This window comes from Telluria sp. Soil_C_11 (assembly GCF_057657395.1).
In genome coordinates this window covers 291,262-310,676 of sequence record NZ_JBDGIN010000004.1, presented here as the reverse complement: position 1 = coordinate 310,676, position 19,415 = coordinate 291,262, and the positions used below count along the sequence as shown (strand labels likewise).

The following is a 19,415-nucleotide window of genomic DNA, read 5'->3' as shown; positions in this document are numbered from 1 at the left end:
CGGGCATGCCGATCTGAGCTGCTTTCGGAGACGAATGCCCGGTCGGGGCACAAACACCAGTAAGTTCAACTTTAAGAAACACTACATGAAACGAGTTTTCTGGGCTGCCCTTCTCGCAAGCAGCGTCTCCGGTTGCGCAACCGGCAATGCGCCAGCCTTAGTGCTGGAACGCTCGACCGGAGCGATCCCGGCGGGACAGGAACGCCCTCCGTTCCCGGCGGCGGAATACGCTGCCTTGCCGAAAGCCGGCACCGCCTCCCTGACCGGACAGGCCTTTCTCAAGACACGCGGCGGCGACGTCAAGACCGCGGCCGGCAGCACGGTTTACCTCAGCCCTGTCACTTCCTACGCCACCTCGACCATCGCTACCCCGGGTCGAATGGGCAAGTGGACGTTGCACGACACGCTGCTTTCGCCATACGAGCGCATGACTACCGCCGACGCAGGCGGGAATTTCAAATTCAAGAACGTACCGAGCGGCCGGTATTACGTGTACACGCGCATCACGTGGGAAGCGGCGACAGGCTATGGCGGGCACCCTGAGGTACAGGGCGGGTGGATCTGGAAGCCCGTCACGCTCCAGGACGGCGAGCCGACCGAAGTGATGTTGACCGAATAAGCAAGACCGTAGCGACCAGACCGCAGGTGCCACCCCGACCGGAGCGTGGCTGGGTCATGCCAATCAGTTTAAACACCATACAAACCACTATCGTCAAATCCTCCCTTGCAGCGCTGGCTGCAGCCATTGCCATTCACAGCCCAACAGCCGAAGCGACCACCTCGTCGCGCGTTACCCACGCAGCGTCGAACACGGCGAGCGCAAGTTCCAGCGCTGCGTTCTCGCCGCTGCTGGACAAGCTGCCGGCGCATTACCGGGGCGCCGACTGCCGCGCAATCGTACGCAGGGTGAAATCGCTCAAGCCGGAAAAAAGCGAGTTCGAAACGTCGGCCGCCTATGACAGTCGGATCACAGCAATCGGGCGACTGCGTCTGGACGGCACGAGAACAATGGCTGACCCGCTTGCGTTCGTCGAGCCGTTCCCAACGTTGAGCACGAAATACGACGCGGACCAATCCTTGATGACGATCGAAGGAGACTTCGGCGACGATCCGGTAAGTATTGGCGAATCCCTCTTTGCCGGCAGTTTGGAGCACGAAGAAGTCGCGTCGCAGCGGAGCATGCTGGCATCGAACGCCTTTGGCGCCACAGTGAGAGGAAGCGACGTCGAGATGACGGTGTGTGCGCTGGCGTTCCATAACGTCCGCTCCAGCGATGAGCGTCGCAAGATTGCGCTGTCGCTGACGATGTCACCTGACGAAGCTCGCAGCGCAAAAGGTCAATTCGGATTGCTGTACGTGGGCATGTTGGATCGACCGTTCCTGACGCATTTTGCCAAGCTACGCGAAGCGACGTTCAGTAATCCGCGCCAGGTGCTGTGGACAGGCGACAGCCTCGTAATGGATCTTTCTGAGGTCTGGGTATTTAACAAGGCCACTGGGAAGATCTACCAGAAGATCGCGATGACACACCCTATCCCAGCGGGCGCGACCACGTCCGCGCCAGAGTTCGCGAGCCTGCCCGATCCTGCGACGGTCGTGCATGGCGGTTCCGCCGACCTGAACAATTGCAGACCGACTTGGCCGGCCAGATCACGATACCTGGAACAAAGCGGCACCGTGCTCGTGTCGTTCCTGGTTAGCCCAGAAGGCAAGGTGCTCGATTACAAGCTGGTGCGCTCGAGCGGGTTTCGCGAGCTTGACCTGGCTACCAAGACAGCGCTGAGCCGCTGCACATTCCATCCCGCGCTGGAAAATGGTGAGCCTATTACGACCTGGGTGGATCTTCAATACCGTTGGCAGCCTGACTACTAGTCGGCCGGTATGCACGAACGCGCTGGTCGCAGATACGCGAACAAGCTGGATACGATCAAAACCTTGCAACAAGTACGAGAGACGACTTCTTATTAGCTGCCAGTCAAAACAACGCAATGTCTCCTTCGGGTCTATTGTGTTGAAAAACTCGGCTCCTATGTCGATTTTGGATGTGCTCATATCATTAGCTGCTGCCTGGCTGCCGCGGCCAGCTCTGCCGTCATCGCCCTTGTTGCAAGCGCTTGGAACCGCAACAGCGAGCGTACTTCCTTGTCGCTGTGCAATGGGCCGCGGTTAATCCGCAGTGAACCACGCTCGTGCGCAAACCGCTGGCTGAATGGCAGGCAGCCGAGATACAGCAATAGCTCGGAGCAGCCAGCGGTGGTGAGCAGGCCTGCCCGATTGGCTAGCCAAAGGTTTAGTACGGGGAGTGGGGCGAGACCCGGCTCGATAAGAATGATGCCGAAGCGCAGGCAGGCGCCGCGTACAGTTTCGTTAGCGCCGCCAGCTGCCACTAGCGCGACATGGTGCTCCCAGACCCTGCCATCATTGCGCTCGCGTGGCTTCCCCAAGTGGAGATCCATGGCCCGCCCGAATAGATCGGTGACCTCGACCCCGCCGATACAGCGCGCGTAGTCCTTGGCCTCGGCCTGTAGGAACTCCGATTGCGCGTACACAAACAGGTCGGTCTCGCGTGTCAGGCCACTATAGTAAGACCTTCCGAGAGCGCCGCGGCGACTGCGCCTTTCGGTCGAGAGGTAGTGCCGGTGGGCCAGACGCTCGATATCAAGTTCGAGTGCGGCACCGGCGGGCGCGCCGCGTTCTCGTGCACTGTCCTTGAGCAGGAAGTGTGCGTCGCGTAGCAGCGCGGCCAGGTGCCGATGCATTGCGCCACCTAATGCACTAAACCGATACCGCGCGCGCGGCGCACCGGCTTTTTCTCGTCGGCCGGGCGGATGTCATCCAAGATGTCGCGTGCCTCGGACTCCGTGATCAAGCTGAGGCCGTCTTGAGCGCCTTCCTCGATCAGGCGGTGCGCAAACTTGAGCATCTCGCCGGCCCGACCTTCGCCGAGCTCAATCAGCACATCGAGTGCGGTTTCGTCGAGCGGATGCAGCAAGTCAATGTCCTCGCCCGGGATACGTGCGGCATTGCTGTAGTTGAGGTAGAGCTGCTGCGCCTGCGTGCGTGAGGTGACGGGGCGCATGATCACCGCGGTGCTTCGTGCTCGTTTGATCATTGGGTCTAGCTCGGGCTGCAGCCGCGCCTCCGACCAATATGGCTCGATCTGGCGTGCGGCTTCGGGGTGCATAGTGAACACGTAAGACGACATTTCCCCGAACGGCTGGGACTCTATGGCAACGTCACGCAAGCGCTCAATCTCCAGATGGCGCAGCTTTCTGGCTGTCTTCGCGTTGGCGAAGTCCTCGACCTGGTCTGTCAGCAGGTATACGCGTTTGACTCCGGCAGCCCGGGCGATGACGAACATGGTGTTCAGCAGATTGAAGCCTTCGTTGGCCTTAGCGCTGCGCAGGTAGGCCCTCAGCGAGCGCCAATCCGCCTCGGCGAACATGTGGACCACCTGCCGAACCGGATAGCCGAGCGTTTTTCCACGGATCGAGAGATAGGTGTCTTCGACCAGCATCTGCAGCTCGTCAGCTTGGACGTCCGCATCGTCACCCACATCCGGCAGGCGAAGCAGCGCTTCGGCGCGTACCCTCTCCAGCACTGATTTGCCCAGGTGCTCGTCCAACAACGCGATTGCCTGCTGCAGACAGACCGCACTCAGCGTTTTCTCGGAGTTGGTGTCGAAGGAGCCGTAGGCCGCGATAATTGGGGTATCTGCAACTTCATGCTGCTCGAACCCATTGGAGGTCAGGAGGCTGCGGCCTAGATCGGAGTTAATCTCATGCTCAAGGTAACGCAGCAGTACCGTCTTGCCAAAGCCGCGTGCACCATCGCGCTCGCCGAGGGACCACAGCAGGTGCATCTTGCTTGCTGAGTCAAGTGGGCGGACCACAAATTTTTCGACCGCCTCTTTATACTTGTCTGGATCGACATTCTTATTGAAAAATTCGCCGTTCTCACGCCGGTCACCGCTGCCGGGTTGCGCCACTGCTCCGCTGGGGTAAGGGTTTTGCTTATACCGATACTCGTCATGAATAAACTTGTAAATGCGGGGCATAATTGGCCTCCTTAATCGGGATGAACTTCAAGAGGTAATAGTCGCGGTCGTCGATGACAAATGGAATTTCGGACTGCGGCAGGTTAGTAGAGCCGCCACGGTCGAGAAATAGGCGGTATGCTGGATGCTTAATCTCGCCGTAATGCATCTTTTTCAGCAGTTCATTGAACGAGCGTGAGTGGATCCGATGCCGGTGACAGACCAGCGAGCGGACTTCATGGATGAGGGCAAATCCGCCTTCCTTGCTGGATTTGGTCAGGACTGTATCGACGATTTGGTCTAGTAGTGCGGACTCGGGCACGCTCCTACGGGTAAACCAGATTGGCTCGGCAAGGCTGCGCTGTGCCGGTGACTGGCCTTCGCCCTTATCCTCGTCCACGGACACCTCGATCGTGGCCCAGATTGTCCATCCGGTCCGCCCGGCCAGCGTATGGCTGCTGTCAATGGCGTACACGCCATTTAGCAGCCCTATCGCGCTGCGCAGACTGATCACATCGAGTGGGACTTGGCGTAGTGCCGCCATCGCCCTCAGCAGTTGGTCGTTAATCATCTTGACCAGCGATTTATTGAAGTCACGACTCTTTTGCGTCGGGTCGGGCTTCGCCCACACCCGTTTGACGCCTGGCTCGAACACTTCGAGAAGCCGTTCAGCAGGAATGGCTGGGCCGCTCGTGGTGCTTACGTGCCGGCATACCTGCTGCACCAAAGGTAATAATGGAGGAAGCTCGGGCCAGTGCTGGAGACAATCGCGCAACTCACCCGTGTGCAGTCGAGGAATGAACAGTTCGCCCTGCGCCAGCTCGGACATCAGATGGCGCAGTACCGGATGCGCTAGCAAGAGCGTTTGCGCAAAGTGGTCCTTAAAGCGCCAGACGTCAGGCATCAGGGCGACGAACTGCGCACCTTCGCAGGTCACGTTGTACTGTCTGTCGCGGTGTGCGTCCAGATTCTCCTTGCGGGTTGGGACGGGGGCATGTTCGACAAGGCCCAAGTGCATCAGCTCGCGGACTGAGGCGCGAGCGTTGGACCAGCAGGCCTGAGCGTCAGAATGTTTCACCAAACGTCGTCCCGCGGGTGTGCCGTTACGGGTGTCGATCCGGGTGGCGCGGTCCAGGTCGTGACGGTACACAATTAGTCCCTCTCGAATTTCGTCGAACGTGGCGCCGTCGCTGATCCAACCGAGCGTTTCGTACAAGTAGTCGACGCAGTCGATCCGTGGAATACTGTCCGGTTGACGCTTACTCATCGCCGCCTCCTGACTACTCATCGTTACCGATCCACTGTGCCACCGCTGCTGCGTCGATTCGCCCCACGTTCTGGTCGGCGGCGCTATCAAGCAGCGCACTCAATAGCGGAATACAACGCCCGGGACGGCCGCCGGATAGCGCGTACACGGCGCGCAGAGCACCCTCGGTGAACGGTCGTAGCTGGTCGTCGATGTATCGAACCCGTGCAGTGTTGAGGTAGGCTTTGACCATGCCGATCATGCCAGCCAGCGGCGGCGCATCGAGCACTACCATGTTTGGTTCAGCCTGCCTTGACCGTGCGGGGGCCAGCGCGTCCGGCCAATAATGTGCAAGCACGCGCGCGCTGGCAGGATGCAAAGTGAGCACGAATGTCACGTGGGCGTGCAGTACCGAATCGCAGGCCAACAGCGCAGACAAGCGCTCGAAATCTCGGCGTAGCTTGTAGGTGGGCGTGTCCCAGTTGGCGAAATCTTCAACTTGGTCAACGAGTACGACGATGCGATCCACACCGAGGGTGCGCACGAATGCCACCAGCGTACGGAATAGCTCGCGGCCCCAACGCGCCCGGTGCCAAGCACGAAATATGGCCGTGTCGTCGAGAAGCCGCGCGATCTGCTTCGGGGTGCCATGGCTGAGCCAGTACAGCAGCCACGGCGACCAAGATTGCTGGCTGTTGGTGATTAGCCGGGTAGCGGTAGCCTGGACTGCGTGCCGCTCGTCGACGACTGCCGAAGACAGCGCCGTCTCGAGTGCGCTGCGCACGACATCGAACAGCAAGTGACTCAGCGAGGGCGGCGCGACGGTATCGAAGCTGGCGTAGACGGCCAGCGCACCAGAATTGGTGTTGTGCGCTCCGGCCAGCGCCAAGCTGCGTCGCCCCAAATCCCGGTTAATCTCGTTGGCGAACCAAAGCAGATAACTAGTCTTACCGAAGCCACGAGGCCCCACGCCTTCGCCCATCGACGACAACAGCGCAACTGGTGGCGGCTTGGTGGCGCCGAGGAAGGCATTAGCCATCTTACGTTCGATGCCGGGGTACAGTCCTTTGTAAAACGGAGACGCTACGCCTGACGTTGCGATCGCTTGTTTTGAGAACGGATTATGCCCTAAGTCGAATAGCGACCTGAAAAGCTCGTAGCGCCGGCTCATGTGGTTTCTCCCATTGTTGCTGCCAGGCGGGGCAGTGCACTTCCAGTCCTGCCTAGCGCCGGTGCACGCGGCCATTGCTCCAACTTAGACGGGAAGGCAAGAGAGATCAAGCAGAATAGTGGGGTCCGGCGCAGTGGGGTCCGGCGCTTGAAAAGATGAATGCTGGGTTAGTCATGCCATGCAATCGTGTATGCATGTTTGGGAGGGAGGTGACGCGACCGTGACGCAGGCATCCGACCGCTGTTGCCTAGAGTGCTTGAACTAGTACTGCCACTCTTCGTGCCTAACTGGCAGCCTGTTGAGTTGGGCTCTCAAGTGATACCAGTGCGGTAGATATAGGTCCATCAGCGCCGAGAACCTCTCGTTGTGCGTCGGCTCGAGCAGGTGCACCAACTCATGGACTACGATATATTCCAAGCATTCCGGCGGCTTTTTAGCCAGATCAGTGTTGAGCCGAATATACCCGGCCTCAGGTGTACAGCTTCCCCATTTGGTCTTCATGCGCTGTACGAATACCCGAGAGGTCTTTACTCCGAGCAGTGGCTCCCATTTGGCCAGTAGCGCCGGCATTGCATCCCGAATCTGTTGCCGATACCAAGCATCAAGCACCTCCTCGCACTGTGCTGCATTTGCACCTGGGCGCACTTGCAGCTTCAGCTTGCGCGGCGTGAGGCTCACGGTTGGTGCCGCGTCGGCAAAGCTGAGCTCCAGCAGATAGCGCTTGCCCCACAGGTAGTGGCTTTCCTTGTTCAGGAACTCGCGAGGCGTTTCGCGTTCTTGCGCCTGTAACTTGCGCTGTTGCGAGCGAATCCAAGGCAGCTTCGAGATGACGAACAGGCGAATGGTCTCCAACGGCATGCTCTGAGGAGCGGCGATACGCACCTTGCCCGCTGGCGGAAGCACACTCAAATGCACGTGCTTGATCGCCTTGCGAATCACCTCGGCGTGCAACTCGCCCAAGTCCAGCATGTCCCGCATCAATATTCCTTTTGTGCGACGACGATGGGGAAGAGGCGGTTGACTTCCTTGATATCCTTCAGCACCTCGAACATCGCCTGCTTGACCATCTGCTCCTTGGCCACCACACCACGCCAGCCGTCCGGTCGCTTGGCCTTGATGACTGCGTCCAGTTTCAGTGCCGTGTCCAGTGCAATGGTCTTGCCGGCGTAAGGTGTCTCGGGCTCCTGAACGGCGTCGGTGGCTACATGATCCTTCAGGTTGTTGTACAGAGCCAGTTGGCCAGAAGTCTTCAACTGCATTGGTGTGTCATCGGCCTTGCCGGCGCTTACCTTCTTAGCCACCTCGGCGATGCGGGCCAGGTAGTCTTCGTACTCGATGGCCTTTTCTTTGCGTAGACGGATGATCTCGTCCAGCAGCGCCGACATCTTGGCGAAGTAAGCCGGATCGGTCAGCTGCTCTTTCAGGATCTTGCTGCGGACATTATTCTCGATTGTCTCGGCGATGGACTCCTTGTTGCCCTTCATGTCAGCCAGTCGCTCGGCAATTGCGTCGGCGATGCCGGTCTTGACAATCAGGTCCAGCAGGCCGATGCCGTCGAAGGGGGAGATCTTGCGGGGCGCCTGCGCCTCGATGTAGGTATCGATGAGGTGGCGCATGTCGGCCTCGTAAGGCTTCAGATCCAAGGTCTCACCGGCCGCCTTGCGGATGATCTCGCGCAGGTTCAGGTAGTGTTTTTGCAGGCCCTTGAGGTGTTCGATCTGCTCGGGCGTGTAACCGGCTGCTTCCAGTTCGTCGGCCAGGTTGGCGTAGGCACGCACTAGCGCCACCACGGCCTTGTAAAGCCCAACGCGGTACGGCTCGCGCGCCTTCAGGTCGTCAGCAATTTCGGTGTTGCCACAGAAATAGTGGATGTGCTCCAAGTCGCCCTTGGGCGGCTCCACGGGTTCGCACAGCAGGGCCAAGGCCTCCACGGCATCGTCCAGGCGCTCACGGCCAGCCTCTAGCCGGTCCTTGACCAAAACTTCCGAACTAGTCTCACCTGCGCTGTGGTCCAGCTCGGCGGTATAGACGGCGATCGCCTTCTCTACCTTCTTGAAGAGGTCCTTGTAGTCGACGATGTAGCCGAAGTCCTTGTCGTCGCCATCCAGTCGGTTGGTGCGGCAGATGGCCTGGAAAAGGCCATGGTCCTGCATCGATTTGTCGATGTAGAGATAGGTGCAGGGCGGTGCGTCGAAGCCCGTCAGCAGCTTGTCCACCACAATCAGCAGCTTCATCTGCGCGGGCGCCTTGATGAACCGCTCCTTCACCTGCTGCTCGTAGGTCTCGGTCCTGGTCTTGCCGGGCTCGGCCACCACGTCCTTCAACAGCTCAGTATAGGTGTTGTAGATGAACTGCTTGTCACTTTCGGTGTTGGCCCCGGTCTCTTCCTTGCTAACGTCAGAGGCCTGTGGATTGTAGGACGTGACCACCGCGCAGCGCCCCTTGAACACCGTCTTGCCGAACAGCGCGAAGTATTTGCAGGCCTCATAGATGCTGGACGCCACCAGGATAGCGTTGCCGCGCTCGCTGGACAACCGCGGCTTCACGGCAAAGTCGAACACGATGTCGGCCACCACCCGGTCCATGCGCGCGCGCGAACTAAGCACGTTCTGCATCGTGCCCCACTGCTTCTTCAGCTCGTCCTTCTGCCACTCGTTCAAGCCCTTGGTCTTGGCCTCGAACCACTGGTCGATCTGTTCGCTGCTGCCCAGCTTCTGGTCGATGTCCCGCGCCTCGTAGACTAGGTCCAGCACCACGCCGTCTTCCACGGCTTCGGCGAATTTGTAGGTGTGGATGTAGCCGCCGAACACCTCCAGGCTGGTCTGCGCATCGCTCTTGAGAAGGGGCGTGCCGGTGAAGCCGATGAATACCGCATTCGGCATCATGGCTTTCATCAGCCGGTGCAGCTTGCCGCCTTGGGTGCGGTGGCACTCGTCCACGAACACGTAGATCTCGCCCTCGGTCTGGCTGGGTTGCGCGGCCAGGTCGCGCAGGAAGGCCTCGAAGTCGTCCACATCGCGCCGTCCGAACTTGTGCACCAGCGAGCACAGCAAGCGCGGGTTAGGCTGCGCCAACTGCGCCATCAGGTCGCGGCCGCTCCGGCTGCGGTGGATGGTTTCGCCCGCATCCTTGAAGACGCGCTCGATCTGGCGGTCCAGCTCATCGCGGTCGGTGATGATGGCCACCCGCGCCGCTGGCTTGTTCTCCAGGATCCAGCGCGCCAGCAGCACCATCAGGATGCTCTTGCCCGCGCCCTGTGTATGCCAGATGATGCCGCCGCACCGCTGCTGTACATGCGTTTGCGCTGCCTTGATGCCGAAGTACTGGTGCACGCGGGGCAGCTTCTTCACTCCGCCGTCGAACAGCACGAAGTCGTGGACCAGCTCAAGCAGCCGGGCCTTGCCGCACAGCTTGACAAGGTACTTGTCCAGCTTGTAGCCGGCGTTATCGGTTTCGTCTTCTTTCCAGGTCAGGAAGTACTTTTCCTGCGTCTCGATGGTGCCGTAGCGCAGGCCTTCCGAGTCGTTGCCGGCAAGGACCAACTGTACCGTACTGAAGAACCATTCGTTGAATTCCGGGTGCTGGTTCGACAGGCACTGCCGGATGCCTTCGCCCAGGCCCGTCCGGCTGTTCTTCAGCTCCAGCACACCGACGGCAATGCCGTTCAGGTACAGCACGATGTCAGGCCGGCGCTCGTGCCCGCCCTTCAACGTCACTTCCTCGGCGATGGCAAAGTCGTTGTCGCCCGGCCTGTCCCAGTTCACGAGATGCAAGGTCTCGCTCGGCTCGCCGGCCGCCACCTTCACCGACACCCCGTAGCGCAGCAGCTGGTAAACCGCTTGGTTAGCGCCGCACAGCTTACGCCCGTGCAGCAAGGCTTCCGAGCGCAGCTTGTGTAGGGCAGCGCTGATGTGCGCGGGACCGTAGCCCTGGCCCTCCAGGTGAGCCGTCAGCAGCCCTTCCTCAATGCAATGGTTGCCAGCGCGGTCCGCCCAGTTGCCCAGGTAGCGGTAGCCAAGCTTCTGCGTGAAGAGCTCGATCACCCGGTCCTGGGTGGCGCGTTCTGGTTTGCTGACGTCGTTCATCCGTTTTCCTCCCTGCGCAGCGCTTGGCGGCTGAAGTTAGTGCTTGATGAGTTTGAAGTTCACCTGGTAGCGGTAGAAGCTGACGCCGGGCACCGGCAGCAAAGCCCAGCGCAGCTTCTGGTCGTCGTCCAGCGCGATGATGGCTCCCTCGACGGTCTGGTGCGGCTCGGCGATCTGCTCTTTCACGTAGCCCATGTAGCGCAGGATCTGGCCCACTACCACGTCCGACGCGCGGCCGCGCTTGAGCTCCACCACGAGCAGGCGCTGCCCATCGCGGCTGATCGCCAGGATGTCGATCGGCCCGGCGTCTGTCCCGTACTGCTGGCCTACCAGTTCGCCGTCTTCCTCATAGATCTTGAAGTGCTGGGCCAGCTCGGTCTGTGCCCAGTTCTTCACCAGGAAGTCTTCTAGATGCTTTTCCATCGCGAATGCCACCGGGTCTTCCACCACCGGGTCGGTGGCGACGATGTTGGGCGCGGCCTGGCCAGGCAGCGTGGCCAGGAACTGCTCGATCTCCTGGTGGTGCTCGGTAATCGTGCTCACCGTGCCTGTGAATCCAGTAGAGCTGCGTAGTGCCTCACTCATGGCCGACCGCGCGATGGTGAGCGACAGCCAATTCACGCGACGGCGGTGCGGCAGCACTTGGCCGGGTGCGTAGCGGTAGCCGCCCTGCACCTCGCCCACGTAGTAGCGGCCAGTGCCGTCCGGGCACAGCACGATGTCTCCCTCTTGAATGCCCTTGGCTACCATCCATAACGCGCCGCAGGCCAAGCCGGCGGCAATCTTGCTCTTGCCGGGGTGGCTGGCCAGAAACACAGGGACGATGGCGGCGTTGAACTGCGGCCATTCTTTGGACAACTGGCCGTCGAGGTCTTGCTCTATCCCAAAGTCGGCCCCCATGAAGCCGCCGGCCCGGCACTCGGCCGCGTGGGCGCTTAGACGGCCCAACATTACGCGGTAGTAGTTTTTTGCGGGCCGGGTCATGCAGCGGGCTCTACAAGACGGATGCAGCCGGTCAGCAGGGCCTGGGCCATGGCTTGCTTGAGAGCGCGGGCTTTGGTAAGGCGCGATTCGAGGGTGGCAAGTTCTTCGCCTATGTCAGACAGCGCTTCGGCAACGGCAACTTGCTCTCTCAATTCTGGCAAATGAACTAAATACTCCGCTCGCACTACGCTTGGGTGCGCCTTCGTCTGGTAGTCAAAACTCTTGGTTGAGTGTTGTTGTTGTAGTTGCATAGCGAGAAATTGGCAATTGATTTCCCTGCGTACGCGCATGTAACCACAAACGTTGGTTACAGAAAATTTGTGGCGTGGCCGGTAGAAGAAGTCGCCGCCCCCATCGACGGACCACGTGATCAGTTCCTCGTCGAACATGAAGCTACCGTAGCAGCCAAATAGTCCGTTGTTGTGGACTGAGGATGAGTAGATCGGGTATTGGCCCGGGTCGCTGGCGATACTCTTCTTTGAGATCACCTTGCCCCGCGACAGCTCCAGTACCCCGATCCTTTCTAGATCGGCGACCTTGGCGGTCGACCAATCCCCGCTGAAACCAGGCAGCCGCCGCCTGCCGGTGAGCAGCTCCTGCATAGCGCCTTGCTTGATCTGCCGTTTCTTGGTCAGCAGTTGCTCAAGCGAGTCGATCAGGGTATCGGTATCGGTGAGTGCAGCCGCGATAGCTAGTTGCTCCTCCAGTCGCTGTGGCATTGGAACGATGTAGTTGCGTAGGATGCCAAGGTTAGTGTGCGGCACACCGGTCTGAATCGCGCTGTCCAGAATCTGCTTCTGCCCAAGCTCACTCGCAAAGTACTGATAGACATAGTCAGGAGCAGCCATCTCGATATCGATCGTCAGTTTCATCTGACTCTGCGAAATCAAGTACTCCTCATACGGAGCCGGTGGCACAAGTGCCACTTGGCCAAGCGTCCCTCGCTGCGTAAACACGAGGTCAGACGGCCTGGCCAGGTTGGCTTGCAGCGCCTTCGCCTTGGCTGGGGTGACAAACGCAAACTCTCCTGAAACATGGCGCTTTCCCATGTTTTGGCCGCGTATAACAGGAACGCCAGAGTCGACGTAGTCCTTGGCAACAAGGTCCGATCCAAATGGACCGCCTACTGTTGCGTTTGATCGCTTAGCTGCAATCTCGATCACGCGGGCTCGACACCACGCTTCGGGCAATGCGTCGGCTGTGGGAATCGCTCTCACTTCCATGCGAACCCCATCTTCACCAAATGCCCCGCCACCCGCGCCTCCAGGTCCTCCACCCGCTTCACCAATTCCGGCATCGTCCGTCCATACCGCTCGGCCAGCTCCTTCACCCGTCCGGTCAGTGTTTGGCTCACGCGGTCCAGCTCGCCATGCAACGCTGCGCCCAGCGTGGCTATCCACTTGTGGTTCACCACCAGCGTCTTCATCTCGTCGAGCGTCAGCGTGGGGTAGCGCGCCAATGCCTTGGCGTCCAGCTCAGCGTCCAGCGTTTTGATGCGCTTCTTCAAGCTACCGGCCTCCTCTGACAGGGCCAGCCACTGCTTCAGCACAGCCAGCTCATCGGCCGCGTCGGCATCGGTGCCGATCTCCTTGATGCGCGACTTGACTTCCTTGTCGTTGATCTTATCGAAGCCGCCGAACACGGCGTCTTCACCGCTGTGCTCTTCCTCCAGCTCGGTCTGCGTAGCCTGAACACTCTCAAGTTGGGTACTCAGCCGGTCCAGTTCGGCCTGTTCGGAGGCAAAGTGGTGCTGCACCAGCAGGGTCTTAGGCACCAGGTCGCAGGCCCAGCCCTTGTCCACCGTCTTGCCCGCAGTGCCGTCCTTGTTCTTCTTGGTCTCCAGCACGCGGTAGGGCTGTGCGATCCAGCCATCTTCAGCAATCAGATAGGCGTCGTCCTGCATGGTCCCGGCCCAGTAGTCCATCAGGTGCTGGTAGACGGCGTAGGGGTCGATCAGCTTCTCGGCGGTGGGTTGGTGCTCGTAGTGGGCCAGCAGGCCTTCGGCCAGTTCGTGGATCAGTGCCTTAGGCTGGAAGCCCGGCGCCAGCGTCTTAAGCCGCTGCGCCACCGGCGCCTGCCAGACCTCGAAGTGGCCGTTCATGGCCTGGATGAAGGCTTGGAACTCGGTGTGGGCATGGATAACACCCTTGATGGCAGAGGGTGCGGGCGTCAAGTCAAGGTAGCTGGGCCGGCGCGGCTTGAACAGGGTGTCCTTCAGGGCCGGACAAACCGCCCAGTAGCGGCTCAGCGCGAGCACATCGTTTTCTGGGATACCGCCGTTGAGGTGAGCGTCGATATCCTGCTGGTCTTCGGGCGTGCTGCTGTCGATGTAGCGTAGCAGGTTGAGGTTGAAGCCATTCTTCTCGATCTCGTCCAGGCCCACCATGCGGGCGTAGCGCGGGTCGCTCTCGTCCAGCGTGTCGAAGATGTCGACTATGCGGTGGATGTCGCGCTCACGCAGCCGGTTCTTCGGTCCATCCTTCATATAACCCTGAGCGGCGTCGATCATGAAGATGCCCCTGCGAGTGGCAGCGAGAGTCTTGTCGATGACGATGATGCAGGCCGGGATACCGGTGCCGTAGAACAGGTTGGCCGGCAGGCCAATGATGGCTTCGATCAGTCCTCGCCGCACTAGGCTTTTACGAATCTCGGCCTCGGCATTACCGCGGAACAGTACGCCATGCGGCAGGATGCAGGCTGCCCGGCCAGTGCTCTTGAGCGAGCGGATGATGTGCAGCAGGTAGGCATAGTCACCCTGCTTGTCGGGCGGTGTACCGAAGCCGTCGAAACGCTGGTACGGGTCGCCGACCAGGCCGTTGCTCCAGCGTTTGTCGGAGAACGGCGGATTGGCCACCACGTAGTCGAAGGTCTTGAGCTGGTCGCCTTCGAGGAACTTGGGGTCGGCCAGAGTATTCCCCTGCTCGATCACCGCACCGGGATTGTGGTGCAGGATCATATTCATGCGAGCCAGGCCGCTAGTGACTTCTTCCTTCTCCTGGCCATACACGCTGACCGGTGTGGGAGCGGCCTCAGCCACCTTCAGTAGCAGCGAGCCCGAGCCGCAGGTCGGGTCGTACACCGTGGTGTTGGGCGTAGTTTTGGCCTTTGCGATGCCCAGCACTTGGGCCATCACTCGGCTTACCTCGGCCGGCGTGTAGAACTGGCCCTTGCTCTTGCCGCTCTCGGTGGCGAAGTGGCGCATCAGGTACTCGTAGGCATCGCCCAGGATGTCGTCGCCGTCAGCGCGATGGCGGCTGAAGTCCAGGTCCTTGGACTCGAAGATGCCGATCAGGTTGGTCAGCTTGTCGACCTTTTCCTTGCCCTGGCCCAGCAGGGAGTCCTCGTTGAAGTCGGCCTTGATGCGCAGGTGGTTAGCCTCTTCCAGCGGGCGAATAATGTTTTTGTTGATCTGGTCGCCGATGTCGCTCTTGCCCTTGAGCGCAACCATGTCGGCAAAGCTAGCTCCTTCGGGAATTTGGATGGGCGCGAACGGCTGGCCGGCGTATTTGTCGCTAATGTACTTAATGAACAGCAGGACCAGCACGTAGTCCTTGTACTGGCTGGCGTCCATACCGCCGCGCAGTTCGTCGCATGAGGCCCAAAGTTTGGAATAGAGATCTGACTTTTTGATTGGCATGTGGTCGTGATGCTATGGGAATGGCGTGCCAGCTTTGAGGTGAAACGCCCAGGAGTGAAAGTGTAGCCTCCGCTGCAACGCACAACAAAAGCCGTAGGATCTGACGCGCCAGCTGGGATGAACTCTGGCTTTTCGATTAATCCGATGAGTATGAAAGCCGCTGGGATTAGTTGTCAATGACCAATGCTATGTCATTTTCTCATCGCTCGAACACCTTAGCGCGCACCTGACAGAGCGACTGAGAGGAGCAGCCCCAAGCCCGTCTTCTTGAGGCTCCCGTTGCGCACGAACCTAAAGTCCAGCGATTAATAACGCTGCCGGGACCCGTACGAATAGTCCGGCCGTTCGGCGCCGGACACTGCGAAAGCGGTCGACGAGTCAAGGGTACCTAAGGGTTGCGGAGGTGAATACGAGGAGCCTAGCCACGGTCCAACCGAGTCGAATGTAACCCAGGCGTAACCCAGAAGATTTTTGCTTGAAGAGATGCACCGTTAAGTGCTTGAAAAGATGGCGCGGCTGGCTGGGATCGAACCAGCGACCCTTGGCTTCGGAGGCCAATACTCTATCCACTGAGCTACAGCCGCGCAGGAGTGATGCGAAGGATACAGAGTTTCGGCGCCCGCGTCTATGGATAGGATAGTTGATCCAAGAGAAATTGCGTTTCAAATAAGATGTTTTCGATCTATAATCGACCGGTTCCGAGCCATCTGTAGTGAGGTTGGACCAAGCGCCGGACGCCAGCAGGTTTTTTTATTTATAAGGAAATCATGAGCGACGCAAACCACAGTGAGCACCAGTCTTTCATCAGGACCCCGAAGCAGTTGATTGGCGCAGTGGCCGGCTTCTTCTTGGTCATTGTCATCGGCATCATCTTATTAGTGTCCTTCGCTACCAACCATCCCCTTGCCGGGGCGGGTTCCGAAGGACAGAATCCCGAAGCGGTGGCCGCGCGCGTGCGCCCTGTGGCCGACGAAGGCTTCGCACTGAAGGACATGAACGCACCCAAGGTGCTGCAGGGCGGCCAGGCCGTCTATACCGCCGTCTGCGCCGCCTGCCATGCTACCGGCGCCGCGGGCGCCCCGAAAGTCGGCGATGCCGGCGCCTGGAGCGCACGGATCGGCCAGGGTTACGACACGCTGGTCCAGCACGCCGTCAACGGCATCCGCGCCATGCCTGCCAAGGGCGGCAATCCGGACCTGGACGATATCGAAGTGGCGCGCGCCATGGTCTACATGGCCAACCAGAGCGGCGCCAAGTTCAAGGAACCGGAAGCACCGGCGCCCAAGGTCCAGGCTGCTGCTGCCCCTGCGGCCGCAGCTGCGGCAACCGCGGCGCCGGTAGCCGCGGCAACGCCAGCGCCTGCCGCGGCAACGCCGCCGGCAGCCCCGGCCGCTGCCCCCGCCACCGCCAGCGCCGCCGGTCAAACCCTCTATAACGCTACGTGCGTGGCTTGCCACGGCGCCGGCATCGCGGGTGCACCGAAGGTCGGCGACAAGGCCGCCTGGGCGCCGCGCATCGCCCAGGGCAACAACGTCCTGTACGACCACGCCATCAAGGGCTTCCAGGGCAAGGCCGGCGTGATGCCGCCGAAAGGCGGATCGAGCGCACCGGACGCCGACGTCAAGGCCGCGGTGGACTACATGGTGACATCTGCCAAGTAAGAAATTTACTTGTCAATTAAAAACCGTCCGTGATGGACGGTTTTTTTTCGTCTATTCCGTTTTCAATCTGACAAAAAAATAGTTTTTAGTCATTTAAAGCGAACAATATTCGTTAAAAAAGCGAAAATATTTCGTTGCCTTCGGGGGACATTTCACAAAAAAACCCCAATTTTTCCGTGCGTCATCAATTTCTGTGCGGTAATCTGCTTTCCATCGAAGAACAAGAACCCCGAAAACAGAGCTAACCAGAGAAGACCACGATGAAATTTGCACAACAAACCTCGACGCTTCGCCGTCTTTCCGTGATTGCCTGTGCCGCTGCCCTGGCCGCCTGCGGCGCCGGTAGCGACCAAACCGATTCTTCCGCCACCCAGACCGCTGGCAAAATGAGCAACTCGGGCAAGAAGAGTGTTGCCAGTGGCAGCCTGACGGGCACCGTGACCACCACCGTCCCGACCACGACCACCACCACCACGACTCCGCCGACCACGACGACGACCACCAACACGACCACCACGTCCTCGAGCGCGGCGGTCACCGACGTCCGTTTCGAAAACACTTCCGCCGTTGCCGAGACCAACGTTCCGGTGACCTTCGGCCAGGTATTTGCCGTCGGCCACCTGAAAGCGGGCGAACAGCTCACCGGCCGTCTCGACGACGGCACCACCGTGCCGCTGCAGGTCGACGTCAAGGCGACCCACGCCGACGGTTCGATCCGCCATGCCGTGATCTCGGCCGTCCTGCCGAACCTGGCGGCCAGCACCGTGCGCACGATGAGCCTGGTCAAGAGCAGCACGGCTGCGGCTACCGCCGCCGGCACCACCATCGATACCCTGATGCAAAAAGGCTTCAGCTTCTCGGTGCACACCAAGATCGGCGGCGTCGACTACTACGCTTCCGCCGACGAGCTGCTGAAAAAGGGCGGCGCCAAGACCTGGCTGAGCGGTCCGATCGCGACCGAATGGCAAGTCGCCGCTCCGCTGCAGACCTCGAGCGGCGCCCAGCATCCGCACTTGCAGGCCCGATTCGCGATCCGCTTCTTCCCGGCCACGGGCAAGGCACGCGTCGACGTCACCGTCGAGAACGACTGGGCCTACGAGCCGTCGCCGCAGAACTTCACGTATGACGCCAGCGCCATCATGGCCGGCAAATCGGTGTACAGCAAACTCGGCATGACGCATTACCACCATGCACGCTGGCGCAAGATGTTCTGGTTCAACGGCGCCGAGCCGGCGGTCAATGTCAAGCTGAACACCAGCTACCTGATCGATTCGAAGGCCCTGCCGAACTACGACCGCAGCCTGACGATCGCCGAGACCGCCCTGGCATCGATGCAGACCAAGTGGACCGGTGCGATCACCGAGCCGATGGCGGCCGGCATGGCGAACACCTACATGCCGGGCACCGGCGGCCGCGACGATATCGGCCTGATGCCGGGTTGGACCGTCGACTACCTGCTGAGCATGGACAAGCGCGCACGCACCGTGACCATGGGTACCGCGGACCTGTCGGGCAGCTGGTCGTCGCACTACCGCGACCGCAATACCGACCGTCCGGTCAGCCTGATGGACTATCCGTACATGACGATCCTGGGCATGCAGGCCGACACGCTGAACCGGACCACCGGCAAGTACGAAGCGTTCCCGAAGTGCGCGACCACGACCGCCTGCACGACGCCGCTCAGCCATGATTCGGCACACCAGCCGAACTTCGCCTACCTGCCCTACCTGGTCACCGGCGACTACTACTACCTGGAAGAGCTGCAGTTCTGGACCATGTGGAACCTGTTCTCGTCGAACCCGAACTATCGCCAGGCAGGCAAGGGCCTGGTGAACCCGGACCAGGTGCGCGGCCAGGCGTGGAGCATGCGTACGCTCAGCGAAGCGGCCTACATCACCCCGGACAGCGATCCTTTGAAGGCGCAGTTCAAGACCTGGCTGTCGAATAACCTGGACTGGTACAACACGACCTATACCCAGAATCCGTCGGCGAACGTGTTCGGTGTGCTCACCAACGGCGCATTCGTGTACAGCAACGGCACCGGCCTGGCAGCATGGCAGGACGACTTCTTCACCTCGGCGATCGGCCATGCCGTGGACCTGGGCTTCGACCAGGCCAAGCCCCTGCTGGTGTGGAAAGCCAAGTACCCGGCACAGCGCATGCTGGACCCGCAGACCTGCTGGATCGACGGCGCCCTGTATTCGATGGTGGCACGCGACACTTCGACGTCGCCGATGTACACCACCTGGGCACAGGTGTCGAAGGCCAGCCGTACTGCAACCTTCAATTCGCTGGAATGCGGCAGCGCTGCAATGGCTTCGTTCCTGGGCCTGAAGGTTGGCGAAATGACCGGCTACTCGACCTCGCCGATGGGCTACCCGTCGAACATGCAGCCGGCCCTGGCCTACGGCGCCTCGCTGAGCACCACCGGCATGTCGGCCTGGACCAAGTTCATGGCGCGCTCGGTCAAGCCTGACTACCGCTCGTCGCCGCAGTTCGCCATCGTCCCGCGTTAATCCCCGCCTCTTCCGGGAAACGGCCAGGCGCCGTTTCCCGGCATTTCTTGCCAGGGCTGCCTCGACAAGCGCGAGGCAT

At 60.4% G+C, this 19,415-nt stretch carries 13 protein-coding genes and 1 tRNA gene; 4 read left to right on the top strand and 10 right to left on the bottom strand.

Going from position 1 to position 19,415, the window contains the following annotated elements; all coding sequences use genetic code 11:
- Positions 1–85 precede the first annotated feature (85 nt).
- Complete coding sequence (locus AC3A6M_RS09450; protein WP_487852465.1) at positions 86–619, top strand: hypothetical protein; 534 nt, start codon at positions 86–88, stop codon at positions 617–619.
- Positions 620–675: 56 nt separating this feature from the next.
- A complete protein-coding gene (locus AC3A6M_RS09445; protein ID WP_487852464.1) occupies positions 676–1,872 on the top strand; it encodes an energy transducer TonB in 1,197 nt (398 codons plus the stop codon).
- A gap of 176 nt (positions 1,873–2,048) precedes the next feature.
- Here the strand turns inward: AC3A6M_RS09445 and AC3A6M_RS09440 are convergent, their stop codons facing one another.
- The 10 genes from AC3A6M_RS09440 to AC3A6M_RS09395 form a co-directional block, all read right to left on the bottom strand.
- The gene (locus tag AC3A6M_RS09440) at positions 2,049–2,759 is read right to left on the bottom strand and encodes a hypothetical protein (RefSeq protein WP_487852463.1); all 711 of its coding nucleotides are present in this window, start codon (positions 2,757–2,759) and stop codon (positions 2,049–2,051) included.
- A gap of 8 nt (positions 2,760–2,767) precedes the next feature.
- Positions 2,768–4,057: a hypothetical protein gene (locus tag AC3A6M_RS09435; protein WP_487852462.1), complete on the bottom strand. Its 1,290-nt coding sequence runs from the start codon at positions 4,055–4,057 to the stop codon at positions 2,768–2,770.
- Complete coding sequence (locus AC3A6M_RS09430; protein WP_487852461.1) at positions 4,029–5,303, bottom strand: hypothetical protein; 1,275 nt, start codon at positions 5,301–5,303, stop codon at positions 4,029–4,031. Before AC3A6M_RS09430 ends, AC3A6M_RS09435 begins: the two co-directional genes overlap by 29 nt.
- Positions 5,304–5,316: 13 nt before the next feature.
- Positions 5,317–6,453, bottom strand: coding sequence for a hypothetical protein (locus AC3A6M_RS09425; protein WP_487852460.1), 1,137 nt, complete (start codon positions 6,451–6,453; stop codon positions 5,317–5,319).
- Between the two features lie 261 nt (positions 6,454–6,714).
- Positions 6,715–7,431 carry a M48 family metallopeptidase gene (locus tag AC3A6M_RS09420; protein ID WP_487852459.1) on the bottom strand — a complete coding sequence of 239 codons (717 nt, stop codon included), beginning with the start codon at positions 7,429–7,431 and terminating at the stop codon, positions 6,715–6,717.
- Positions 7,431–10,538, bottom strand: a complete 3,108-nt coding sequence (locus AC3A6M_RS09415; RefSeq protein ID WP_487852458.1) for a type I restriction endonuclease subunit R — start codon at positions 10,536–10,538, stop codon at positions 7,431–7,433. The genes AC3A6M_RS09420 and AC3A6M_RS09415 overlap by 1 nt, the downstream gene beginning before the upstream one ends.
- 36 nt (positions 10,539–10,574) lie before the next feature.
- Positions 10,575–11,522, bottom strand: coding sequence for an endonuclease NucS domain-containing protein (locus tag AC3A6M_RS09410; protein WP_487852457.1), 948 nt, complete (start codon positions 11,520–11,522; stop codon positions 10,575–10,577).
- Positions 11,519–12,685: a restriction endonuclease subunit S gene (locus tag AC3A6M_RS09405; protein ID WP_487852456.1), complete on the bottom strand. Its 1,167-nt coding sequence runs from the start codon at positions 12,683–12,685 to the stop codon at positions 11,519–11,521. Before AC3A6M_RS09405 ends, AC3A6M_RS09410 begins: the two co-directional genes overlap by 4 nt.
- Before the next feature lie 50 nt (positions 12,686–12,735).
- Positions 12,736–15,159 carry a type I restriction-modification system subunit M gene (locus AC3A6M_RS09400; RefSeq protein ID WP_487852455.1) on the bottom strand — a complete coding sequence of 808 codons (2,424 nt, stop codon included), beginning with the start codon at positions 15,157–15,159 and terminating at the stop codon, positions 12,736–12,738.
- Between the two features lie 508 nt (positions 15,160–15,667).
- Positions 15,668–15,743, bottom strand: a tRNA-Arg gene (locus tag AC3A6M_RS09395).
- Positions 15,744–15,926: 183 nt separating this feature from the next.
- Between AC3A6M_RS09395 and AC3A6M_RS09390 the strand changes: the two genes are divergently transcribed.
- A complete protein-coding gene (locus AC3A6M_RS09390) occupies positions 15,927–16,820 on the top strand; it encodes a c-type cytochrome (protein WP_487852454.1) in 894 nt (297 codons plus the stop codon).
- A gap of 386 nt (positions 16,821–17,206) precedes the next feature.
- Entirely contained in the window at positions 17,207–19,336 is a 2,130-nt protein-coding gene (locus AC3A6M_RS09385; RefSeq protein ID WP_487852453.1) for an RIFT barrel domain-containing protein, read from the top strand.
- The last annotated feature ends 79 nt before the right edge of the window (positions 19,337–19,415 follow it).

Bases quoted from the DNA above. Each gene is read 5' to 3' on its own strand.
- AC3A6M_RS09450 (WP_487852465.1), top strand. From the start codon at position 86: ATGAAACGAGTTTTCTGGGCTGCCCTTCTCGCAAGCAGCGTCTCCGGT.
- AC3A6M_RS09445 (WP_487852464.1), top strand. From the start codon at position 676: ATGCCAATCAGTTTAAACACCATACAAACCACTATCGTCAAATCCTCC.
- AC3A6M_RS09440 (WP_487852463.1), bottom strand. From the start codon at position 2,759: ATGCATCGGCACCTGGCCGCGCTGCTACGCGACGCACACTTCCTGCTC.
- AC3A6M_RS09435 (WP_487852462.1), bottom strand. From the start codon at position 4,057: ATGCCCCGCATTTACAAGTTTATTCATGACGAGTATCGGTATAAGCAA.
- AC3A6M_RS09430 (WP_487852461.1), bottom strand. From the start codon at position 5,303: ATGAGTAAGCGTCAACCGGACAGTATTCCACGGATCGACTGCGTCGAC.
- AC3A6M_RS09425 (WP_487852460.1), bottom strand. From the start codon at position 6,453: ATGAGCCGGCGCTACGAGCTTTTCAGGTCGCTATTCGACTTAGGGCAT.
- AC3A6M_RS09420 (WP_487852459.1), bottom strand. From the start codon at position 7,431: ATGCGGGACATGCTGGACTTGGGCGAGTTGCACGCCGAGGTGATTCGC.
- AC3A6M_RS09415 (WP_487852458.1), bottom strand. From the start codon at position 10,538: ATGAACGACGTCAGCAAACCAGAACGCGCCACCCAGGACCGGGTGATC.
- AC3A6M_RS09410 (WP_487852457.1), bottom strand. From the start codon at position 11,522: ATGACCCGGCCCGCAAAAAACTACTACCGCGTAATGTTGGGCCGTCTA.
- AC3A6M_RS09400 (WP_487852455.1), bottom strand. From the start codon at position 15,159: ATGCCAATCAAAAAGTCAGATCTCTATTCCAAACTTTGGGCCTCATGC.
- AC3A6M_RS09390 (WP_487852454.1), top strand. From the start codon at position 15,927: ATGAGCGACGCAAACCACAGTGAGCACCAGTCTTTCATCAGGACCCCG.
- AC3A6M_RS09385 (WP_487852453.1), top strand. From the start codon at position 17,207: ATGAGCAACTCGGGCAAGAAGAGTGTTGCCAGTGGCAGCCTGACGGGC.